Annotated in this window: 21 protein-coding genes; 15 read left to right on the top strand and 6 right to left on the bottom strand. The window is 36.4% G+C overall.

The genetic code is table 11. From position 1 onward, the window contains the following. Window positions 1–21: 21 nt before the first annotated feature. Window positions 22–831, top strand: a complete 810-nt coding sequence (locus ACO05S_RS11830; RefSeq protein WP_421918211.1) for an alpha/beta fold hydrolase — start codon at window positions 22–24, stop codon at window positions 829–831. 53 nt (window positions 832–884) lie between these two features. Here ACO05S_RS11830 and ACO05S_RS11825 read toward each other — a convergent pair whose 3' ends face one another. The 3 genes from ACO05S_RS11825 to udk form a co-directional block, all read right to left on the bottom strand. Continuing rightward, the gene (locus tag ACO05S_RS11825) at window positions 885–1994 is read right to left on the bottom strand and encodes a hypothetical protein (RefSeq protein WP_421918210.1); all 1110 of its coding nucleotides are present in this window, start codon (window positions 1992–1994) and stop codon (window positions 885–887) included. A gap of 89 nt (window positions 1995–2083) precedes the next feature. Next, window positions 2084–2806 carry a 3'-5' exonuclease gene (locus ACO05S_RS11820; RefSeq protein ID WP_421918209.1) on the bottom strand — a complete coding sequence of 241 codons (723 nt, stop codon included), beginning with the start codon at window positions 2804–2806 and terminating at the stop codon, window positions 2084–2086. A gap of 84 nt (window positions 2807–2890) precedes the next feature. Further along, window positions 2891–3508: a uridine kinase gene (udk, locus tag ACO05S_RS11815; protein WP_421918208.1), complete on the bottom strand. Its 618-nt coding sequence runs from the start codon at window positions 3506–3508 to the stop codon at window positions 2891–2893. A 324-nt stretch (window positions 3509–3832) separates the two neighbouring features. On the opposite strand from udk, the gene ACO05S_RS11810 reads away from it, so the two are divergent. From ACO05S_RS11810 to ACO05S_RS11775, 8 genes are all read left to right on the top strand, one after another. After that, complete coding sequence (locus ACO05S_RS11810) at window positions 3833–4813, top strand: type I phosphomannose isomerase catalytic subunit (RefSeq protein ID WP_421918207.1); 981 nt, start codon at window positions 3833–3835, stop codon at window positions 4811–4813. Window positions 4814–4944: 131 nt separating this feature from the next. Beyond that, complete coding sequence (gene yihA, locus ACO05S_RS11805) at window positions 4945–5547, top strand: ribosome biogenesis GTP-binding protein YihA/YsxC (RefSeq protein ID WP_421918206.1); 603 nt, start codon at window positions 4945–4947, stop codon at window positions 5545–5547. A gap of 200 nt (window positions 5548–5747) precedes the next feature. Then, window positions 5748–6668, top strand: coding sequence for a ribose-phosphate pyrophosphokinase (locus ACO05S_RS11800; RefSeq protein WP_421921287.1), 921 nt, complete (start codon window positions 5748–5750; stop codon window positions 6666–6668). Window positions 6669–6788: 120 nt separating this feature from the next. Continuing rightward, complete coding sequence (locus ACO05S_RS11795) at window positions 6789–7370, top strand: 50S ribosomal protein L25/general stress protein Ctc (protein WP_421918205.1); 582 nt, start codon at window positions 6789–6791, stop codon at window positions 7368–7370. A 161-nt stretch (window positions 7371–7531) separates the two neighbouring features. Further along, window positions 7532–8152, top strand: coding sequence for an aminoacyl-tRNA hydrolase (gene pth, locus ACO05S_RS11790; RefSeq protein WP_421918204.1), 621 nt, complete (start codon window positions 7532–7534; stop codon window positions 8150–8152). Between the two features lie 11 nt (window positions 8153–8163). Beyond that, window positions 8164–8541 (top strand): RNA-binding S4 domain-containing protein, encoded by a 378-nt coding sequence (locus ACO05S_RS11785; protein WP_421918203.1) that lies wholly within the window; start codon window positions 8164–8166, stop codon window positions 8539–8541. Between the two features lie 57 nt (window positions 8542–8598). Next, window positions 8599–9138 (top strand): DUF4924 family protein, encoded by a 540-nt coding sequence (locus ACO05S_RS11780; RefSeq protein ID WP_421918202.1) that lies wholly within the window; start codon window positions 8599–8601, stop codon window positions 9136–9138. Between the two features lie 19 nt (window positions 9139–9157). Further along, entirely contained in the window at window positions 9158–10024 is an 867-nt protein-coding gene (locus ACO05S_RS11775; protein WP_421918201.1) for a DMT family transporter, read from the top strand. Here ACO05S_RS11775 and ACO05S_RS11770 read toward each other — a convergent pair. After that, window positions 10010–10192 (bottom strand): hypothetical protein, encoded by a 183-nt coding sequence (locus tag ACO05S_RS11770; protein WP_421921300.1) that lies wholly within the window; start codon window positions 10190–10192, stop codon window positions 10010–10012. The genes ACO05S_RS11775 and ACO05S_RS11770 overlap by 15 nt on opposite strands. On the opposite strand from ACO05S_RS11770, the gene lnt reads away from it, so the two are divergent. The 6 genes from lnt (at window position 10105) to ACO05S_RS11740 (ending at window position 16011) form a co-directional block, all read left to right on the top strand. Continuing rightward, window positions 10105–11550, top strand: coding sequence for an apolipoprotein N-acyltransferase (gene lnt, locus ACO05S_RS11765; protein ID WP_421921286.1), 1446 nt, complete (start codon window positions 10105–10107; stop codon window positions 11548–11550). The two genes, ACO05S_RS11770 and lnt, sit on opposite strands and share 88 nt — an antisense overlap. A 50-nt stretch (window positions 11551–11600) precedes the next feature. Beyond that, on the top strand, window positions 11601–12644 hold the full coding sequence (locus tag ACO05S_RS11760) for a hypothetical protein (protein WP_421918200.1): 1044 nt from the start codon (window positions 11601–11603) through the stop codon (window positions 12642–12644). Between the two features lie 710 nt (window positions 12645–13354). Beyond that, entirely contained in the window at window positions 13355–13591 is a 237-nt protein-coding gene (locus ACO05S_RS11755; protein ID WP_421918199.1) for a hypothetical protein, read from the top strand. Window positions 13592–13784: 193 nt separating this feature from the next. Beyond that, window positions 13785–14354, top strand: a complete 570-nt coding sequence (locus tag ACO05S_RS11750; RefSeq protein ID WP_421918198.1) for a hypothetical protein — start codon at window positions 13785–13787, stop codon at window positions 14352–14354. Between the two features lie 280 nt (window positions 14355–14634). Then, the gene (locus ACO05S_RS11745; RefSeq protein WP_421918197.1) at window positions 14635–15624 is read left to right on the top strand and encodes a DUF4269 domain-containing protein; all 990 of its coding nucleotides are present in this window, start codon (window positions 14635–14637) and stop codon (window positions 15622–15624) included. Between the two features lie 84 nt (window positions 15625–15708). Continuing rightward, window positions 15709–16011 (top strand): two-CW domain-containing protein, encoded by a 303-nt coding sequence (locus ACO05S_RS11740; RefSeq protein ID WP_421918196.1) that lies wholly within the window; start codon window positions 15709–15711, stop codon window positions 16009–16011. A 498-nt stretch (window positions 16012–16509) separates the two neighbouring features. Here ACO05S_RS11740 and ACO05S_RS11735 read toward each other — a convergent pair whose 3' ends face one another. Together ACO05S_RS11735 and ACO05S_RS11730 are read right to left on the bottom strand one after the other, a co-directional pair. Then, window positions 16510–17901: an NAD(P)/FAD-dependent oxidoreductase gene (locus ACO05S_RS11735; RefSeq protein WP_421918195.1), complete on the bottom strand. Its 1392-nt coding sequence runs from the start codon at window positions 17899–17901 to the stop codon at window positions 16510–16512. A 220-nt stretch (window positions 17902–18121) separates the two neighbouring features. Next, on the bottom strand, window positions 18122–19672 hold the full coding sequence (locus tag ACO05S_RS11730) for an Rne/Rng family ribonuclease (RefSeq protein ID WP_421918194.1): 1551 nt from the start codon (window positions 19670–19672) through the stop codon (window positions 18122–18124). Window positions 19673–19838: the final 166 nt, after the last annotated feature.

The following is a 19838-nucleotide window of genomic DNA, read 5'->3' as shown; positions in this document are numbered from 1 at the left end:
TTATTAAAATAGCATTACTCTATGAAGTTGAATTATAGGAAAATTGGTGAAGGATCTCCATTAATCATTGTTCATGGATTATATGGATCTTCGGACAACTGGTTGAGTGTTGCAAAAGAGTTAGCCAACAATTTCGAAGTCTTTATTCTAGATCAAAGAAATCATGGTACTTCGCCTCATTCGGATTCTCATACTTACCAAAACTTAAAGGAAGATTTATTAGAATTAATGGATGATCATGATATTAAGAAAGCGACTCTTCTTGGCCACTCGATGGGCGGGAAAACTGTAATGTTTTTTGCAGTAGATTATCCTGAAAGGGTAAACAATTTAATTGTTGTTGATATTGCCCCCAAAAACTATACAAAAATATCAGATTACGCTCCGCAAACCATAGATCATGCAAATATTGTTTCTGCAATGTTGAATTTTGATTTAACTGCTTATAAAAGCAGAACGGAAATTGATCAGAAACTATCGAATAGCATTAGTAGTGAAAGGGTTCGGCAATTCCTACTTAAAAACCTAAAACGGAACGACACTAAAGAATTCGTTTGGAAACTAAATATTAAAACCATCAGCGAGTATCTTCCGCAAATAATGGATGGAACAGATCAGGAAAAATTCCAGAAAGGAAAAGGAATTACTGGTTTCCCAGTTTTGTTCATTAGAGGTGAAAGATCAAACTATATTACCGATGATGATCATCAATTGATTCGAACCATTTTCCCCTATGCCGAAATTACCACTATTCCCAAGGCAGGACATTGGGTTCATGCAGAACAACCAAGGCTATTGGTAAAAACCATTGAGTATTTTGTATTGGATTAAAACAAAAAACTCCGCAAATTGCGGAGTCTTTTTATGATATTATAAAATTATTCTTACCATTCTCCTCCAGAACGAATATACATTGATTTTGCCTGTTTGTTATAATCGTGAATGTCTCCTTGATAAGGATTAATTCCATCTTCATACAAAAAGGCTACAACCTTCACATAAAAAACTTCGCCCAGACTTAAACCAAAATCTCCAGCATTTGTTTCAGACAAAGTAATTGATTGAGTTCCATCACTTGAATTCTGTTCTGGTTGCCAGTTTGAAGTTACCAAAGGATTATTCTCATCCTTGTTAGAATTTAGAATCTGTACATAATAGAATGCATTCTCATTATCAATGGCTTTCCACTCTGCACTAACCGAAAGTGGTCCTGTTCCAGTACCATGCTCAATTGCTACAGCTTCAATATTTAATGATTCGATATCCGTATTTTCGATATTATCTTCTAATTTATACTCTTCTCCCGTGTTCATTTTCACGTAGAATTTTGCCAATTCTGCACCTTCAAAAGTATCGTAATAATTTTTTGCATCATTTTCTGATAGTTTCCAAACAATCTTTCCATCAGCATTGCTTGCTTCAACCAGATCAAAACTCGTGGACTTTAAAATTACTTTTGCTTGTTCTACAAACTCTCCTTCCACTTCAAACTCATAACGATATTTACTACCGAAACTACCATTAGAAAGTACAACTTCTTTAACTATTGATGCATCAGCAGTCAAATCCTCCAACTCATCAAAATCAGAATAAAAATCCCAATTACCCAATGAACTTTTTAGAAATAAATGATTACTTGTTGATGATTTATCAATTGTATATTCTCTTACATTTCCTGTGGTTTTATCATCTATAGTTAAAGTGTTATCATAAGATAGATTCCAATTTCCTGCATCAGAATCATCCCTTCTTCCACTATAATCTTGCCTAACTAAATCTCCATTTCCGTTAAATTTATATACTAGTAGGGCATCATCAGTTGTGAAGTTTTGATTCCTATATGGATTCGCATACCAATATTTATTAGTCAAGTCTGATGATCTAAACTCAAATTCTTCCTCATCTCCTCCACTACTGCCTCCACATGAAAACAATGAAAGCGATCCCACCATTAATATGGCAAGCGAAAAGTTCTTATAAATTGAATGATTCATTCTTTACTATTTTTCAGGTTTAGATTATTTAATCTTTGTTGAATTGTTAAACACGAAAAAAGTCAAATTATTGTACAATAACAAAGTAATTACAACAATTTTCTTTCAAAATTTTCTTCTGGTATTAAAGGTTCTCCTTGGTAGCGCAAAAACAATTGTGCCGTAGCTAAGATATCTTTCTCGCAATAAATGGCAATACGTTTTAAATCTCCTTCTTTCCAATAAACTTCACCTACCATAGACCCATCTATATCATCTTTAGGTGTAGGAATATTAAAGATCTCACACAATAGAGCCAAAGATGTATAGTGCTTATAATCACCAAACTTCCATAACTCCATGGTGTCTATAAATTGCACCTCCCAGGGCTTTTTGCCTGCTATATCTAAGATATCCGGCAATGCAATTCCATTTATCAACATTCGCCGAGCAATATAAGGGAAATCAAACTCCTTACCATTATGCGCACATAGGTTACGATATGGCTTACTGCAAAATCGAGTCAACATATCTGCAAACTCCTCCAACAACAATCGCTCATTATCTCCATAAAAAGATTTAGCAACAAATTTGCGTCCTCCTTCTTTATAAACGATCATACCCGTTGATATGCACACAATTTTTCCGAACTCAGCATAAATGCCTGCTCGCTGATATACATCAGCTGCCGATTCATCTTCTTTTCTAAAATAATTTGACTTCTTTTCCCACAAATCTTGAAGCTTTGGAGAAAGTTGTTCAAAATCTTCTGTGCCCGAAACAGTCTCTATATCAATAAAAAGTAAACTATCCGCCTTGATCTTATTAAGCATAGCAAAGGTTTATCATAAATACCGAAAGAAGATATAAAAAATAGAGATTCAAACAAAATCTCCTTGCAATATCTTATTCTCAATTTAAAATTTCATAACCAGATTCTTCTCGATAAAATGAGTAAGAATATTAATGGCTACAATATTATTTCCTCCCTGGGGTACAATAATATCCGCATATCTTTTCGATGGTTCAATAAATTGCAAGTGCATTGGTTTAACGGTTTTTTCGTAACGATCCAGTACTTTATTAACCGATCTTCCTCTTTCAACAATATCCCGTTTTATCACTCGATTTAATCTATCATCAGCATCACAATCAACAAATATTTTTAAATCCATTAAATTGCGAAGCTCAGGTTGTGTTAAAGCCAAGATTCCCTCTACAATCACAACTTCTTTTGGCTCTACTTTTATTGTTTCTTCCGACCTCAAACAGCTTAGATATGAATATATAGGTTGATCAATTGTTTTTCCACATTTTAATTGTTTGATGTGTTCAACCAGCAACTCAAATTCCACCGATCTTGGATGATCAAAGTTAATCTCCTGACGCTCTTCCAATGGCATTTCTGAATGATCCCGGTAATATGAATCCTGAGGTAAAACTGCAACTTCTCCCTGCGGTAGTTTTTCTATGATTTTTCTGACCACTGTGGTTTTTCCCGAACCAGTACCTCCGGCAATTCCAATAATCAACATGTTGTATGATATTTAGATGTTTGCTGCAAAATTGATACTTTTGCAATGAATCGGCAAGCAAATTAGTAATTATTTAAAAATGATCGCAAAACAGCCGGTTGTGAATTTTTATATAGATCCTTAAAGCCATACAATACCAGCTTTATTGTGAAATGACTTATAAATTGTTTTAAGATTTTTGAGCTTAGCTGCGAAAGAAAATAGAGGCATAGCCTTACGACAATGTTTTTTTTAGGAAAAATAAACTCAAAAGGACAAAAGAATGAGATTCATTTTATACTAATGCAGGAATAAACATCAATCAAATTATTTAATCGAATAGACATGAGTTTGTATCCTCTAAAATTTAAACCAATCCTAAAAGATAAAATCTGGGGTGGTAGCAAATTAAAAACAGTATTGAACAAAGATTTTTCTCCACTGCCAAATGCTGGTGAAAGTTGGGAAATTTCGGGAGTAGCAGGAGATATTTCGCAAGTGAGCAATGGAAAACTTGCCGGAAATAATCTTGAAGAGCTAATTGAAGTTTACATGGGCGACCTTGTAGGCGATAAAGTTTATGATAACTTTGGAGTGGAGTTTCCATTACTCATCAAATTTATCGATGCCAATGATGTATTGTCTATACAGGTTCATCCTGACGATGAGCTTTCGAAAGAAAGACACAATGCATTTGGAAAAACAGAAATGTGGTATGTTATTGAGGCAGATAAAGGATCTGAATTAATTGTTGGGTTCAATCAGGAAGTGGATAAGGCTAAGTATGTTGCCAAGCTAGAAGAAGGAAAACTAGAAGAGATTCTTAACAACGAACCTGTTAAAAAAGGAAGTTGTTTCTTTATTCCTGCTGGCAGAGTTCATGCAATTGGCAAAGGCATTTTACTAGCCGAGATTCAGCAAACATCAGATGTTACGTATCGCATGTACGATTGGAACCGAACCGATGATCAGGGAAATCCGAGGGAATTGCACACCGAATTGGCTGTTGATGCCATTGATTACAGCTATGAAAAAAAATACAGAACAGACTACAAAACCGAGCTTAACGAAACCAAGGAGCTGGTGCGCTGTCCGTATTTTACAACCAATACGCTTGAATTCGATAAGCAAATCGAAAAAGATTATTCACAACTAGACTCTTTCGTTATTTACATGTGTTTGGATGGTGATTTTACCATTGAAAGCGAAGGTGGACATACCATAGAAGTTGCTAAAGGCGAAACGGTTTTAATCCCCGCGGCATTAGAGAGTATATTATTATTCCCAAAAGGAAAAACTGAAATACTTGAAGTATATATCAAGTAACACCAGTTTTATAGAATTAAACCTCTTCCCAACCTATCGAGAAGAGGTTTTTTATTTTGTCCAAACTAAAATGATTTTATTTCGGATTATGTCAGAATCTGTATACATTTGCGCACGAAAACGGAGAACCAATGAATATTACTGTAGCAGAATTCGTAATGTCTAATTCAGATGTTAATAAATGTCCGAAACCTGACAAGCCAGAGTACGCTTTTATAGGGCGTTCAAATGTTGGTAAATCATCCTTGATTAACATGCTTACCAACAATAAAAACTTGGCAAAAACATCTTCGAAACCTGGTAAAACCCAATTAATAAATCATTTCTTAATTAATAAGGATTGGTTCTTGGTGGATTTGCCCGGATATGGATTCGCAAAAGTTGCAAAAAATACTCGCCAGCGTTTTTCACGATTAATATTTAAATACATCGAAAACAGACCCAATTTGGTTACCCTTTTTGTGCTGATTGATTCGCGACACGAACCACAAGCTAAGGATACCGAATTTATGGAATGGCTCGGTATTAACGAAGTCCCTTTTTCAATCATCTTTACCAAAGCCGACAAACTTACAAAACAAAAACTTAACGAAAGCATTAATACCTACAAAAAGGTGATGCTCGAATCATGGGAAGAAATGCCTCCTTATTTTATCAGTTCATCATCATCAGGATTGGGAAAGGATGAAATATTAAAATATATCGAGGAAACAATTAAAATGACAAGGGAATAAATGCCTAAAATATGCGAAGAAGATCTCTGTTAAAGAAATCTTCTTTTTAATCTAAATAACTGTAAAACTTAAAGGAATCAATTGGCAAAAATATTTGCCGTTAAAAGATTTATTTAATTTTTTTGCATCAATAATTTTTAAATTTGCACAGTAAAAATTTATCTGATTTATAAATAAAATATACTTTAATGAAAGCCCCGATTAAAATCTTTGCTGGATCGAATAGCGAGCACTTGGCTGCTAAAATAGCCGAAGCTGCCGGTTTGACTGTTGGAGAGTCAAGCATAATCCGATTTAGCGATGGAGAGTTTGAAACTGCTTATGAGGAAACCGTTCGTGGAGCCCATGTTTTTATCGTTCAATCAACTTATCCTCCAACGGATAATTTAATGGAACTTTTGCTAATGATTGATGCAGCCAAAAGAGCATCGGCTTATAAAGTTTGCGCAGTAATTCCTTATTTTGGTTTTGCTCGTCAAGACCGAAAAGATCGCCCAAGAGTAGCAATCGGTGCAAAATTAGTTGCCAACCTTTTAATGGCTGCCGGGGTTGATCGCGTAATGACTATGGATTTACATGCAGATCAAATTCAAGGCTTCTTCGATATACCAGTTGATCATTTGTATGGTTCATCAGTTCTTCTGCCATACATTGAGGAATTAAAACTAGAAAACCTTGTTGTGGCATCTCCTGATATGGGTGGTAGTAAAAGAGCACATGCTTACGCTAAATATCTTCATGCCGATATTGCCATCTGCCACAAGCGCCGGGAAAAAGCAAATGTGATTGGCGAAATGACGGCTATTGGCGAGGTTGATGGCAAAAATGTAGTAATTGTTGACGACATGATCGATACTGCCGGAACCATTACCAAAGCTGCAAATATGCTTAAAGAAAAAGGAGCAAAAAGCGTACGTGCTATCGCTTCTCATGCTGTTCTTTCTGGTCCCGCTTACGATAGAATCGAAGATTCAGCTCTTGAGGAAGTCATTTTTACGAATTCCATTCCATTAAAGGAAGAGCATGAAATGATCAAAGCATTGAGTATTGCTGAAATTTTCGCTAAAACAATTCTGAATGTTTACAATTGCGAATCAATCAGTTCCAATTTTATTTTATAATCATTATCTTTGCGCCGATTTTTTAGGTAAAAACAATTTATAAACGTGTGATGGGATGTTAGCTGAACCTTTTTTACCGGGTGTTGATGATGGCATTGAGTAGCACAAAATTCATATCAAATGAAAACTTTAGAATTAAAAGGTTCTTTAAGAACTGACTTAGGAAAGAAAGCGACTAAAGCTTTACGTAGAGAAGAAATGGTTCCTTGTGAGTTGTACGGTGGTGAAGAAAACATTCACTTTGCAATTAGCGAGAAGGACATCAACAAATTGCTTTATACTCCTGAAACTTTCATCGTAAAATTCGATATCGAAGGTAAAGAGTTTACTGCAGTTATGAGAGAGGTTCAATTCCACGCTACTACTGACAAAGCTATTCACGCTGACTTCTACCAAGTATTCGAAGACAAAGCTTTCGAAGTATTGATTCCTATCAAAGTTGAAGGGTTTGCAAAAGGTGTTCAGGCCGGTGGTAAATTGGCAGTTAACTTGAGAAAACTAAAAGTTAAAGGTTTAATGAAAGATCTTCCTGAATTCTTGCCTATCGATGTAACTGAATTAGGTTTGGGTAAGAGTACTCAGATTAGAGAACTTGCTTTCGATAACCTTGAGTTATTAAATGCTAAGAATGCCGTAGTTGTTCAAGTTAAGCTTACAAGAGCTGCTCGTGCTGCTGCACAGGCTTCAACCGCAGAAGAATAATTTATTCTCTGGCACAAAATACAACCTCCCAGCCAATGGCATGGGAGGTTTTTTATTTGAAATCAGGTTAATCCTGTATTTTCCAATATCAAAACTCATCATTAGATTTAAACAATTATTCTAACTTTGGATGTGTTATGATACAATTCCTGAAAAATATAATGGGGAAATTATCTTCCTCTGATCGTGATAAAAAATATGATCCAATGAAATATCTGGTTGTGGGTTTAGGAAATATTGGTGCAGAATATCACAATACCCGTCACAATATTGGTTTTAGTATTTTAGATACATTAGCCGAAACTGCAAAAATTGAGTTCAAAGATGCCAGATATGGCGCAATGACAGAATACAAATTTAAAGGCAGAACTTATATCTTGGTTAAACCAAGCACATATATGAACCTTAGCGGAAAAGCCGTTAATTACTGGTTGCAAAAAGAGAAAATCGCTGTTGAAAACATGATGATACTGGTTGATGACCTTGCTCTTCCTTTCGGAACCTTGCGCTTGCGCCCCAAAGGAAGCGATGCCGGTCATAATGGACTAAAACATATCAATGCCACTTTAGGTCACCAAAACTACGCTCGCCTTCGTTTTGGTATTGGCGATGATTTTCATAAAGGCCAACAGGTAGATTACGTTCTTGGAAAATGGACAGAAGAAGAAAAAGAGAAATTGCCCGAACTTTATAAGATCTGTATTAACATGATTAAAGGCATGAGTACAATTGGAATTCAAAGAACCATGACCGCCTACAACACCAAGAAGAACGGAAAATAAATCAATAAAATATGGACGAGAAGGTAAGAATTGATAAATGGATGTGGGCAGTTCGGATTTTTAAAACCCGCAGCATGGCTGCCGATGCTTGTAAAAAAGGCAAGGTCTCCATTAATGGAGTTACCATTAAACCTTCGCGCGAAGTGAAAGTGAATGAAAAAATTGACATTCGTGTTCCTCCAATTATTCGCAGCTATCAAGTAAAAGCAATATCCGGAAAAAGAATGTCGGCTAAACTAGCCGTTGATTTTGTAGAAGATATTACCGCTCAAGATCAACTGGACTTGCTGAATGCTACCAAAACACATGGCTTCGAAAAACGCCAGAGAGGAACAGGTCGTCCTACAAAACTGGAACGTCGATTAATTGATAAATTAAAAAGAGGATAAGGCAGTATTACCGAAGGTAGTGATAACTGATAACCAATAACTGACAATTGTATCATCATGATAATAGCACAGGAAAAAAGAAAAACCAACTTGGCAGAATACATCTTATACATGTGGCAAGTTGAAGATATATTGAGAGCATATAAATTCGATATCGAAGCCATTGATAAAAACATCATTTCTCAGTTCAAACAAGACGATGAAAAACATCAAGAAATTAGAACATGGTACGAGAACCTGATTGAAATGATGAAAATTGAAAAGCTGGAAGAGCGCGGACATTTGCAGATTCTAAAAAACAATGTAAATGAGTTGTTCGATTACCACCTGCACCTTTTAAACAACAAAAAGGATGCTGCACATATTGGATTATTCGAAAAAGCTGCCGGAAATATCGCCGAATTCCGTCTGAAATCTCAAGCTAAAGAAGACAATAATGATATTGAAGTTTGTCTTACTGCACTATATGGCACCTTAATGCTAAAACTTCAACAGAAAGAAATTTCGAAAGAAACCATTGCTGCTGTTACAACTTTTAGCCAGTTAATTTCTGATTTAACTGCCAAATACAAAGCTTTCGAAGAAGAAAAGGAATAGTGTAACATCTCTTATAATCATGAAAGGATCGAACAAAAAAAACAATTGGTTTTTACTATTACTGGTTGCATTCATTTGGGGAAGCCCATATATTTTAAGGGAGATGGCACTCGAAAGTTTTAGCCACGATCAAGTAGCCGCATTTCAGGTTTTCCTGTCGTTCTTACTTTTTACTCCTTTAATATTTAAAAATTTTAAAAAGCTCAACAAGAATAATATCATTCCTTTACTACTATCAGGGGTGACCGGAAATATTGGTCCCTCCTACTTTTTTGCCAAAGCTCAAACCTTAATCAGTTCCTCGATTGCCGGCATGCTAACTGCCATGCTGCCCACAATCACTTTATTATTGGCAATCCTACTTTTTAAAAACAAAACCAACAGCAAAGTAATCGGTGGTTTAGTGCTTGGTTTCGCAGGAACATTAATCATTATCTTTTCGGGAGAATCGCACGGAACAACGCATTTATTGGGCATTTTCTTTGTTTTTATGGCCATGGTTTCGGTTGCTGCCAGCATTAACATCATAAGTTTTGCCTTACCAAACCTTAATGGTACCGAAATTGCTTCTTTAGCCTTCCTTTTTGTTGGTCCTATGGCCGGATGCTACCTTGCATTTACAGATCTTAGCACGCCATTGGCAGCCCAGAATTTCTCCAATAGCGCTTTAATGCTTAGTTTGCTTGCCTTACTAACTTTTACTGGTGTTATCTTCTACAATCGCCTCATCAAACAATCATCGCATGTTTTTGCTGCTTCCATTGCGTATATCATTCCAATTGTTGCCATTTTCTGGGGCATTGTAATTGGTGGCGATTACATTAGTATCGCACAAATCGTATCCATTGCCATTATTTTAGTGGGTGTTAATCTAACACATCGATAATTGTGAATAAAAACCTGCTTCTTGCTCTAAGCTCCGGAATTTTACTGGGAATCCCATTTTGTATCCCATCACTATTTTTCCTGATTCTTTTTGCTTGGCTTCCACTCCTTTTCTTAGAAAGAAAACTTTCAGATCATCACAACCCGTATCTGCTTTACAATTATACATTTCTAAGTTTTTTTGTATGGAATGCAATGGCTTATTGGTGGGTTGCGCAAGCACATCTAGCTGGCGTATTCCTAATCGCTATTTTAAACTCAATGCTGCTTTCGCTGATATTTTGGTTCATCAGTATCGCAAGACGAACACTTCGTATCTCCATTCTGTTTCCATTTCTGATTATCTGGTTGGGTTTTGAATTTTTCCACACCCAATGGGATTTGGCCTGGCCATGGCTGAACCTGGGAAATGCCTTTGCCTCGGCTACTTCATGGGTGCAGTGGTACGAATACACAGGTACAAGAGGCGGAAGTATGTGGATCATCCTCATCAACTACAGTATTTTTGAGATAATCCGTAAAGAAAACGATTTTAAATATTCTAAGATTGTTGTATTGATGATTCTATTTGGATTTCCTCTGCTCTTTTCATCAATTTGCAATGATAGTAAACCTGAAAACAGTAAAGAAAAGCGAACATTTGCATTAATTCAACCCAACCTCGATCCGTATACCGAGAAATTTGTATCAGAAAACGAGCAAAAGCATTTCAATGAATTCATAAGACTTGCCGATTCGGTTTGTAAAACAGATGCACCAGATTTCCTATTTGGTCCGGAAACTCTGGTTCTACAATCTATAAATGAAAATAATCCAATTGCCTCGCAGTACTATCAGCAATTAAGCAATCTTAAAAAAAGATATCCAAAAACAGACTTCCTGATTGGAGTGCACAGTAAAATTGAAGATGAATCATTCAACTCAGCACTTCTGATTAGCGATTCTTCGCCGCAATTTTACCACAAAACCAAACTGGTGCCCATGTTCGAGCGGATTCCTTTCGACAGATATTTGGGATTTTTGAATAAATACTCGTTGGAGATTGGTGGCTATAACGGAACCTACAGTAGCAGAAACGAAACCGATTATTTTACGGCTAATTCGGCGCTAATCGTTCCAATTGTTTGCTTCGAATCTATATTTAGCGATTACTGTGCACAACGAGTTCCCGAAAAATCAGGTTTTATTTGCATGATCACCAACGATGGATGGTGGAAAAATACTCCTGGCTATAAGCACCATTTTAATTTTAGCCGTTTACGGGCTATCGAAACTCGTCGCGAATACATTCGTGTTGCCAACAATGGAATTTCTGCTCACATCAACTCTAAAGGCACGATAATTGCTAAAACAAGTTGGTGGAATAAAACAATACTTTCTGGTAATCTGAGTTTATTAAATGGTAAAACATTTTATACAGAGCACGGAGACTATATCGGCAGAATTACTCTGTTTTTTGCCCTGCTTCTCTTAATCTTTGTTAAAATTCGCACATACACACAATCATTATCAGGAAGAAAGTTTTAATTCCATTAATTTTGAGAGAAGTATTTTTAAAACTAAAAATTACACACAATATGTATCGATTAGTACTCGCCTTACTATGCGCTTGCTTGATTAGCGGATCGCTTAACGCAGCCAAACACAAAAAAATAGACAAAACATTTAAAACTGTTGAGAATCTGAAGATTGAAGCTCACTACGGAAAAGTTCAAGTAAAAAATTGGGACAAAGATGAAATTCATTTCGAAGTTTTAATTACTGCTGACGGATCGAAACCAGACAAGAACGAAACCATAGCCGATAACATTAACATCGACTTTACCGAAGGTGGCCAGCAATTGGTAGCACAAACTGTTTTGGGCGATTTCTTCTCCATTAAGAAACTAAGCAACTCCTTATTTAATAAAGGTAAAATTAAGATTTCGTACACTGTGCAAATGCCCGCTTCCGTTAATCTTGAGATCATTCAAAAGAATGGCGATGTTTTTATGGATGATCACAATGCTAAATTTAACCTGGATCAAAACGGTGGGAACTTTACTGCCAATAGTTTAAATGGTAACAACCGATTAAAACTTTCCAATGTGAATGTAAAGGTCAACCAACTAGCCAGTACCGAACTGGATGCGGCAGGTTCTGATATCAAAATTGAAAATGCTGATAAAATTTCCGGCGAAAGCCGCGATTCGGAATACCACATTCAGGTTATCGATCACCTAAATATCAAATCATCACGTGATAAATTTGATATTAAAGAAATTGAAACACTTTACGGCTCATCTGTTTTTTCAAAATTTGAACTCGCTCAAATGGGAGATGAAATCGATTATGAACTCAGATATGGACACATCAATGTATTCAACATTAACAACATGTTTTCATTCATCAAAATTGATTCCAGATCTGCTCATATTGGCCTGAGCTTTATGAAGGGCTGCAATCTCGATTACGAAATCAACCACAAATCGGTAAAGTTCGATAACTCGAATGATTTTACACTAAAGAACGAAGCTACTGCCGATAAAAACACCTTTGTGGCAAAAGGAAAAGTTGGAACCAAAAAATCAATCTCGAAATTGAATATCAGAGCCAACAATTGTAAGATTAGGCTGGAGTAATTTATAAGGGTATAAGCAATAAATAAGACTTATTTCATCTGCTTATAATTTATCTCATCATAAAACCAAGATTATAAGCTAAGGGTCTCATTCGAAATGAGGCCCTTAGTAGCAAAGCATCGAAACCCTCCCCCAAGCAAGAGCATCCGGCATCTTCGAAACTGCTAGTGTGAAGAGTGTTAATAAAACGAATTAAAGTTTTTGAAAATATTTTTCTTTTTACAAGGCAAGGTTTACAGGCATAGCCGCAGCTACGGCGAAAAAGCTTAACGCAGTAGAAAGGAAAATAGGTCAAAAAATTAGTTCGGGGAATTAGCATTCTTTACACTAGGCATGAATAAAAGCATTAAACATCAATCATTTTAACTCAGAATTGATATTATAACGTGAGTTCGACGTAAAATTCGTTCACAGTTTGCACTGATTTTAAGAAGAAATTTTCTCCATTTTTCACCTTCTTGCCAAAAATGTAAGGCTGAACCTTAACAGATCAGCCCTAATCATAGCCAATGTTGGGGTCTTACTTGGCATCTGCTTCCTTTTATCTGTCATCGGCACCATTCTACCCATTAATGTTAGCGAGAGACTAGCCATATGCACGCTTCGAGCTGCCATTGCTTGCTTACGACCTAAGAAATGCATTCTTCTACCTGCCAATGCTTAAGTTATTCCTTGCAAATGAATTGCACTTATTAACAATTAGCGTGCAGATGACAGGTGGAACGATGCAGATGACAGGTAGAACGATGCAGACGGCAGGTAGAACGGTGCACTTATCAACACGAAGGATGAAGATATCAACACGAACGATGCAATTGGCAGGTAGAACGGCGCACTTATTAACAAATAGTGAAACATTGGCAGATAGAAGGCCAACAACAACGGGTAGAAGGATACAGATGACAGGTCGTACAAGTAAAAGCAATGCTTGTATTGAATCAAATTAATACAATATGGCTTGCAGTATGCCACAACTTGCCTCAAAAGTGATTCGATAGATTTGTAAAAGGTGCATTTCATTTGCAACAAAACAATGCGACATTTAAGAAACAGAGCCTTATAAATAAGCTGTTTTAACATCTTTTAAGTCTGTGTACAAGATCCTTTTTGCTATATTCAGGCGAAATAAAAGATATGAACATGAAGAAAATTGTAAGCTTACTAGCACTTGTATTGATATTTTCAACTGCATTTGCTCAGAAAAATCTGAAAAACACATTCGAAAAAGACCTCCTTAGCTATACCACCGCTTTTAACAACAAAGAATGGGATGTTGTTACAGAAATGTTGTATCCGCGCATTTTTGAGATGATGAGTAAAGAAAACATGATCATGCTAATGAAAGGCATGGACAGCATGGGGGTTAAAATGACTACGGATTTTAAATCGATAACTAGAATTTCGAATGTGGTTGAATGGGGCAACGAGAAGTATTGCAAGATACATTACTACGGTGTGGTGAAAGTGAAACTATCAGGATTGATGTCGCAAGGTTCATCCTTGGTTCAAGCAAAATTCGAACAAGAGTTTGGAAAAGAAAATGTGAAGTACAACGCAGATAGCAATTCATTTACGATACAGGCAAACCGATCGATGGTGGCAATTGCCAATAAAAAATCAAGCAATTGGAAATATATCGACATTAACTCACCACAGGCAAAAGGACTTCAGAAATTAATCCCCGAACCTGTAAGAATAAAATTGAATTGATTCCATTAAACCAACCCCAGTATTATCATGAAATAAATCTCATTCTTTCATCTGTTTATAATTTTATTACCATTCGCCGGATTAAATCAATCAGATCAAAATAATCATTACCCTGTATGCTTACTAATGATTTTTATCATGCTTGTTATAATAAAACCGGCATAAGGTAGATTTGAAGTAAAATTACAGGAAGTAGATATTGAACTATTGGAATATATACAGATTTAAATTATATTAGAATTACGCGAACAGAATAAAAGAACAATCTAAACAACTCAGTATGAAAATATACTTCTCCGGATCAATCCGAGGCGGACATGAGGACGCTGATATCTACAAACAAATAATAAGTGAATTAAAAAATTACGGTATTGTCTTAACCGAGCATATCGGCTCAAAAGTTTTAGAAAACAACTTGTCAGACGAAGAAATTCACGATCGCGATTTAAAATGGGTGATGGAATCGGATGTTGTGGTGGCTGAGGTAAGCACTCCATCGCTTGGTGTTGGCTATGAAATTGGCCGTGCTGCCGAGTTTAACAAACCAATTGTTTGCTTGTACAGAAAGAATAGCAAAAAGCAAGTTTCGGCAATGATAGCCGGTTGTGCTCAAGTTAAAGCATTTGAATACTCAAACATTGAAGATGCGAAACAAATATTAGATGAACAGTTTCGCGATATCAATAAAGATTGGAGAAATATCATTTATCTTAAAAGCGGTTCGGCTGTGCAGTTTAAAGCATACAATTGCCTTTTAAATCTTGGCATTTTTGACTCTCTTGCCGAATACAATCCAACTTTAACAGGTAGCATTCCTATTGGGATATCGGTTAAAGAAAGCGATTTGGATATTGCCTGCAGATTTTTCGATGCCGATCGTTTCGAACGAATTGTAGAATCAATTTTTGGGGAATACGAAGGATTCAAAATTGAGCAAAAAGAAAAAGCCGGATACTGGGTGGTAATCGCCAACTTTAAGTTCGAAGGTTTTAATATTGAAATTTATGGGTCGGCCTATCCGGTAACGGCTCAGAATTCATACAGACACATGCTAATTGAGGATCGAATCTTAAAATTATTAGGAGAAGATTTTAACAAAGAGGTAATTAAGCTAAAGGAATTGGGCATAAAAACCGAGCCAGCCTTTGCCAAACTTTTAAACATTACCGGAGATCCTTATTCGGGCTTATTAAAGCTTGAAGGTCGCAGCAACAATGAAATCAAAAGACTTTGGAATTTAAAAAAACATATGCTTGATACAGGTGCTTGATGATAATTGAATAAATCTGTTTTTTCAGATCAATTATCAGATAGGAAAAGAGTAGAATTATTTTGGGGAAGGAGACGTACGCTTATGAGTAAATTAAATTGTTGGGAATACTTTAAATGTGGCAGAGAAATAGGAGGAGAAAACGCAAAAGAATTGGGAGTTTGCCCTGCAAGTACATCGGTTGCTAATACCGGTATAAATAATGGAATTAATGCCGGAAGAAGCTGCTGGACTGTTAAAGGAACACTTTGCAACAAAGGCACTCAAGGCGATATTGATGAAAAGCTATTGGGATGTATAAATTGCAGCTTTTTTAAAATGGTTAATAACGAAGAAGGCAGAACATTCGTTGTTTTAGACGAAGCAGTCTTAAAAAAAGACAAATGACATCAGACCCTACAAACTGCAACATTTGGCAAATGGATTAGACCGCTGTTTCTACCAGTTTTATTATGAAACAATTAAAGACTTACTTCATAATAAAACTGGTGTTATATGCAGGGAGTTATGCAAGCAAAGGAACTCTATTTTGATTTTTCCGGTCGCTAAACTAAAGCATGAGAAGGATGTTTAAATCTGTTTGGTTTCCATCCTAACTAACGTGAGTTCGAGGTAAAATTCGTTCACAGTTTGATCTGATTTTGAGTAGAATTTTTTTCAAATTTTCGAAGGAATATCGGGATATTTCAAGAAGATTTGAGGAAATTTATGCAGAAAGCAGGCAAACACATAATAGAAAGTTCTCTTTACGACATCTTCACATTAAAAATTCCTCAAAATAGCCCGCTATTCTTTCCAAATTTTTAATGCAAATCTATCCCAAATATAACTTTCTGTGGATAGAATTTTACGTCGAACTCACGTTAGTTAAAATTCAAATATGCTTTACAGATGCTTAAGCAACTCTCTGGCAATCACAACTCCATTCACCGAGGCTTGCATTAAACCACGTGTAATCCCGGCGCCATCGCCTCCCAAATAGAGATTCTTAACCGAAGTAGACTGAAAACTTTCATCCACTTTCGTGATATTGCTGTAGAATTTCACCTCTACTCCATACAATAAAGTTTCATCGGAAGCCAAGCCTGGTGTTACCTTATCCAGTGCATAAATCATTTCTTCAATGTCCTTTAAAATACGATGCGGCAGAACCAGACTCATATCTCCCGGGATAGCATCTTTTAATGTTGGGATAATATTGTTGCGATACAAGCGTTTAGAAGTTGTTCTGCGTCCGCGAACCAAGTCTCCAAATCGCTGCACCAAGATCTGATTGTTGGTAAGCATATTGGCCAATCGTGCAATGTGCTTTCCATACTCAATTGGCGCTTTAAAGGGTTCAGTAAATTTTTGCGAAACCAACAAGGCAAAATTTGTGTTATCACTTTTCAGATCCTTGTAACTATGGCCATTCACCACCGCTAAATCACCATCGTAATATTCCGATGAAACAAATCCACCCGGATTGCTACAGAAAGTCCTCACTTTATCGTCGAAGGTTTGAGTATAGTGAATCAGTTTGGCTTCGTAAAAATTCTCATTGATATCCTGCATGATTTCGTTTCTGCACTCAACACGTACCCCTATATCAACAACACCAACCTCGGTAGAGATACTTTCCTTGCTACATTCCTTCATCAGCCAATCAGCACCATCTCTGCCCACCGAAACCATAACCAAATCGGCATAATAGCTGCCTTTTCCATTCTTAACTCCCTTAATTTTGTCACCATCCAGAATTAAGCTTTCAACCGCACAATTAAACTGTACTTCCACTCCTTTCGAAGTAACAAATTCGTATAATCGCCTGTAAAGATCTTGCGCTTTTTCAGTTCCCAGATGCCTTACCGGGCAATGAACCAGTTTCAAATTCGACTCAATTGCTTTGCGACGAATTTTCTCCATTGCAGGTGTTAATTCTTTACCATGAATATCTGTTGCAGCTCCAAATTCCAAATAAATATCATCGGTGTACTTAATCAAATCAATGGTTTCTTCAACTCCCAAGTAATCGGGAAGAGTTCCTCCCACCTCGTGCGATAAAGACAGCTTTCCATCAGAAAAAGCTCCTGCTCCTGCCCAACCCGTTGTAATACTGCAGGGTTTACAGTGTACACAAATACCGCCATTGGTGTGTTTCGGACATGAACGCTTGTCCATGCCTCTTCCCTTTTCGAGGATTAAAATTTTTAAGTCGTCTCGTTTTTTTACTAATTCGTAAGCACAAAAAATACCGGCAGGACCGGCTCCTACAATAATCACATCGTATTTTTCCATACGTAATTTAAATTTTAAAAAGATTAAAGCGGCTTACCATTTTTCCGAAAGGCAAACTTTCAAAAGTAGGCATTCTTTTTCAGGCAAAGAACAGTTTCAACTTATAATGATTATAAATATCAAACCCATAATACGAGTATAACCCGAGGTAGACCAGTATAAACAAATAATCCTCTTAAACATGTGCTAAGAGGATTCAAGCGTAATGATCGAAAAGAACTTACAATTCGATTTCCTGATTATTCTTATCGAAAATTTTAAATACCAGGAAATCGTAAGATGGTACTTCTTTAACGGATAATTTCACTCCCAATTTTGTTTGCCATTGTCTTCTTAATGACTTCCAGAAACCTTTATTAATATAGGCAGCAACATATGAGTGCACCTTAAGAGTTAAATTCTTCTCACCAGTTTGAGCAACTGATTTCAATTTTTCTTCAATCTGATCGGTTAGTAAAACTGCAGGAGCTATTTTCCCCGATCCAAGACATGTTGGACAAGTCTCTTGAATCTCAATATTCATTTCGGGACGAACTCGTTGGCGAGTAATCTGCATTAAACCAAACTTACTTAATGGCAAGATATTGTGTTTGGTTCTGTCCCGTCCCATTATATCTTTCATACGTTCGAAAACCTTCTGACGGTTTTCAGCAGAATGCATATCAATAAAATCAACCACAATAATTCCACCCATATCGCGCAAGCGAAGCTGACGAGCGATTTCTTCCGCAGCCGACAAATTAACTTCTACCGCATTCGTTTCCTGATCGTTGCCTGCTTTCGACCGATTACCACTGTTCACATCGATTACATGAAAAGCTTCGGTATGCTCTATTATTAGGTACGCACCATTCTTGAAAGAAACGGTTTTTCCGAATGAAGATTTAATTTGCTTGTCAACACCTAACTGATCAAAAATTGGCGTATCACCTGTAACATGCTTCACAATTTTTGATTTTTCAGGAGCGATTCCAGCTATGTAGTTTTTTATATCTTTTGCAGCACTGGCATCATTTACATAGATATTTTCGAAGGATGAATTCAAAATATCACGCAAAATGGCAGTCGTTCTATCCATTTCTCCCAAAACCAATTTTGGGGGATACATATCTCTAATGTGTTGGAAACTTCCCTCCCATTTCTCAACCAAAGACCTAAGTTCCTGATCCAATTCAGCAACACGTTTCCCTTCGGCCACAGTTCTTACGATCACACCATAATTTTTAGGCTTAATGCTTTGAAGCAGCTGGCGGAGTCGTTTCTTTTCTTCGGTTGATTTAATTTTCTGAGAGATGGAAACTTTATCAGAAAAAGGCATCAGAACAATGTTACGCCCTGCTATGGATATCTCCGAGCAAAGTCTCGGACCTTTTGTAGATATTGGCTCTTTGGCAACCTGAACCAGAATGTACTGTCCTGATTTAACAACATCAGACATTTTTCCATTCTTATCAATATCTTTTTCCAATCTCATTTTTGAGACCGAAAGGTTTCGACCTTTTCTTGCCAAGGCCTGTTGTAAGAATTTATTTAGTGATCGAAATTGATGTCCCAGATCCAGATAATGTAAAAATGCATCTTTTTCATAACCAACATCAATGAACGCAGCATTTAAACCGGGCATTATCTTCTTTACCTTCCCCAAATATATATCTCCTACTGCAAATTGAAGATTACTTTTTTCTCTGGTAAGCTCCACCAACTGTCGGTTGCTAAGCAGAGCAATTACAATTTCATTAGGATTTACATCAATTACAAGCTCGTTACTCACTACTTAAATTATTCTTATTTTTATTAAAGTTAATCAGTTCTTACAAATAGATAAACCTAAAGTACTAAAAAAGTTCTTTAGGTTTATTTATTTCGTTCTTACAAAACAAGCTATAAGAAAGCTATTTCTTCTTCTTATGACGATTTTTTCTTAGTCTCTTTTTACG

It is taken from the genome of Marinifilum sp., assembly GCF_965230805.1.
Taxonomy (GTDB): Bacteria; Bacteroidota; Bacteroidia; order Bacteroidales; family Marinifilaceae; genus Marinifilum.
This window is presented reverse-complemented; position numbering and strand designations above follow the sequence as displayed.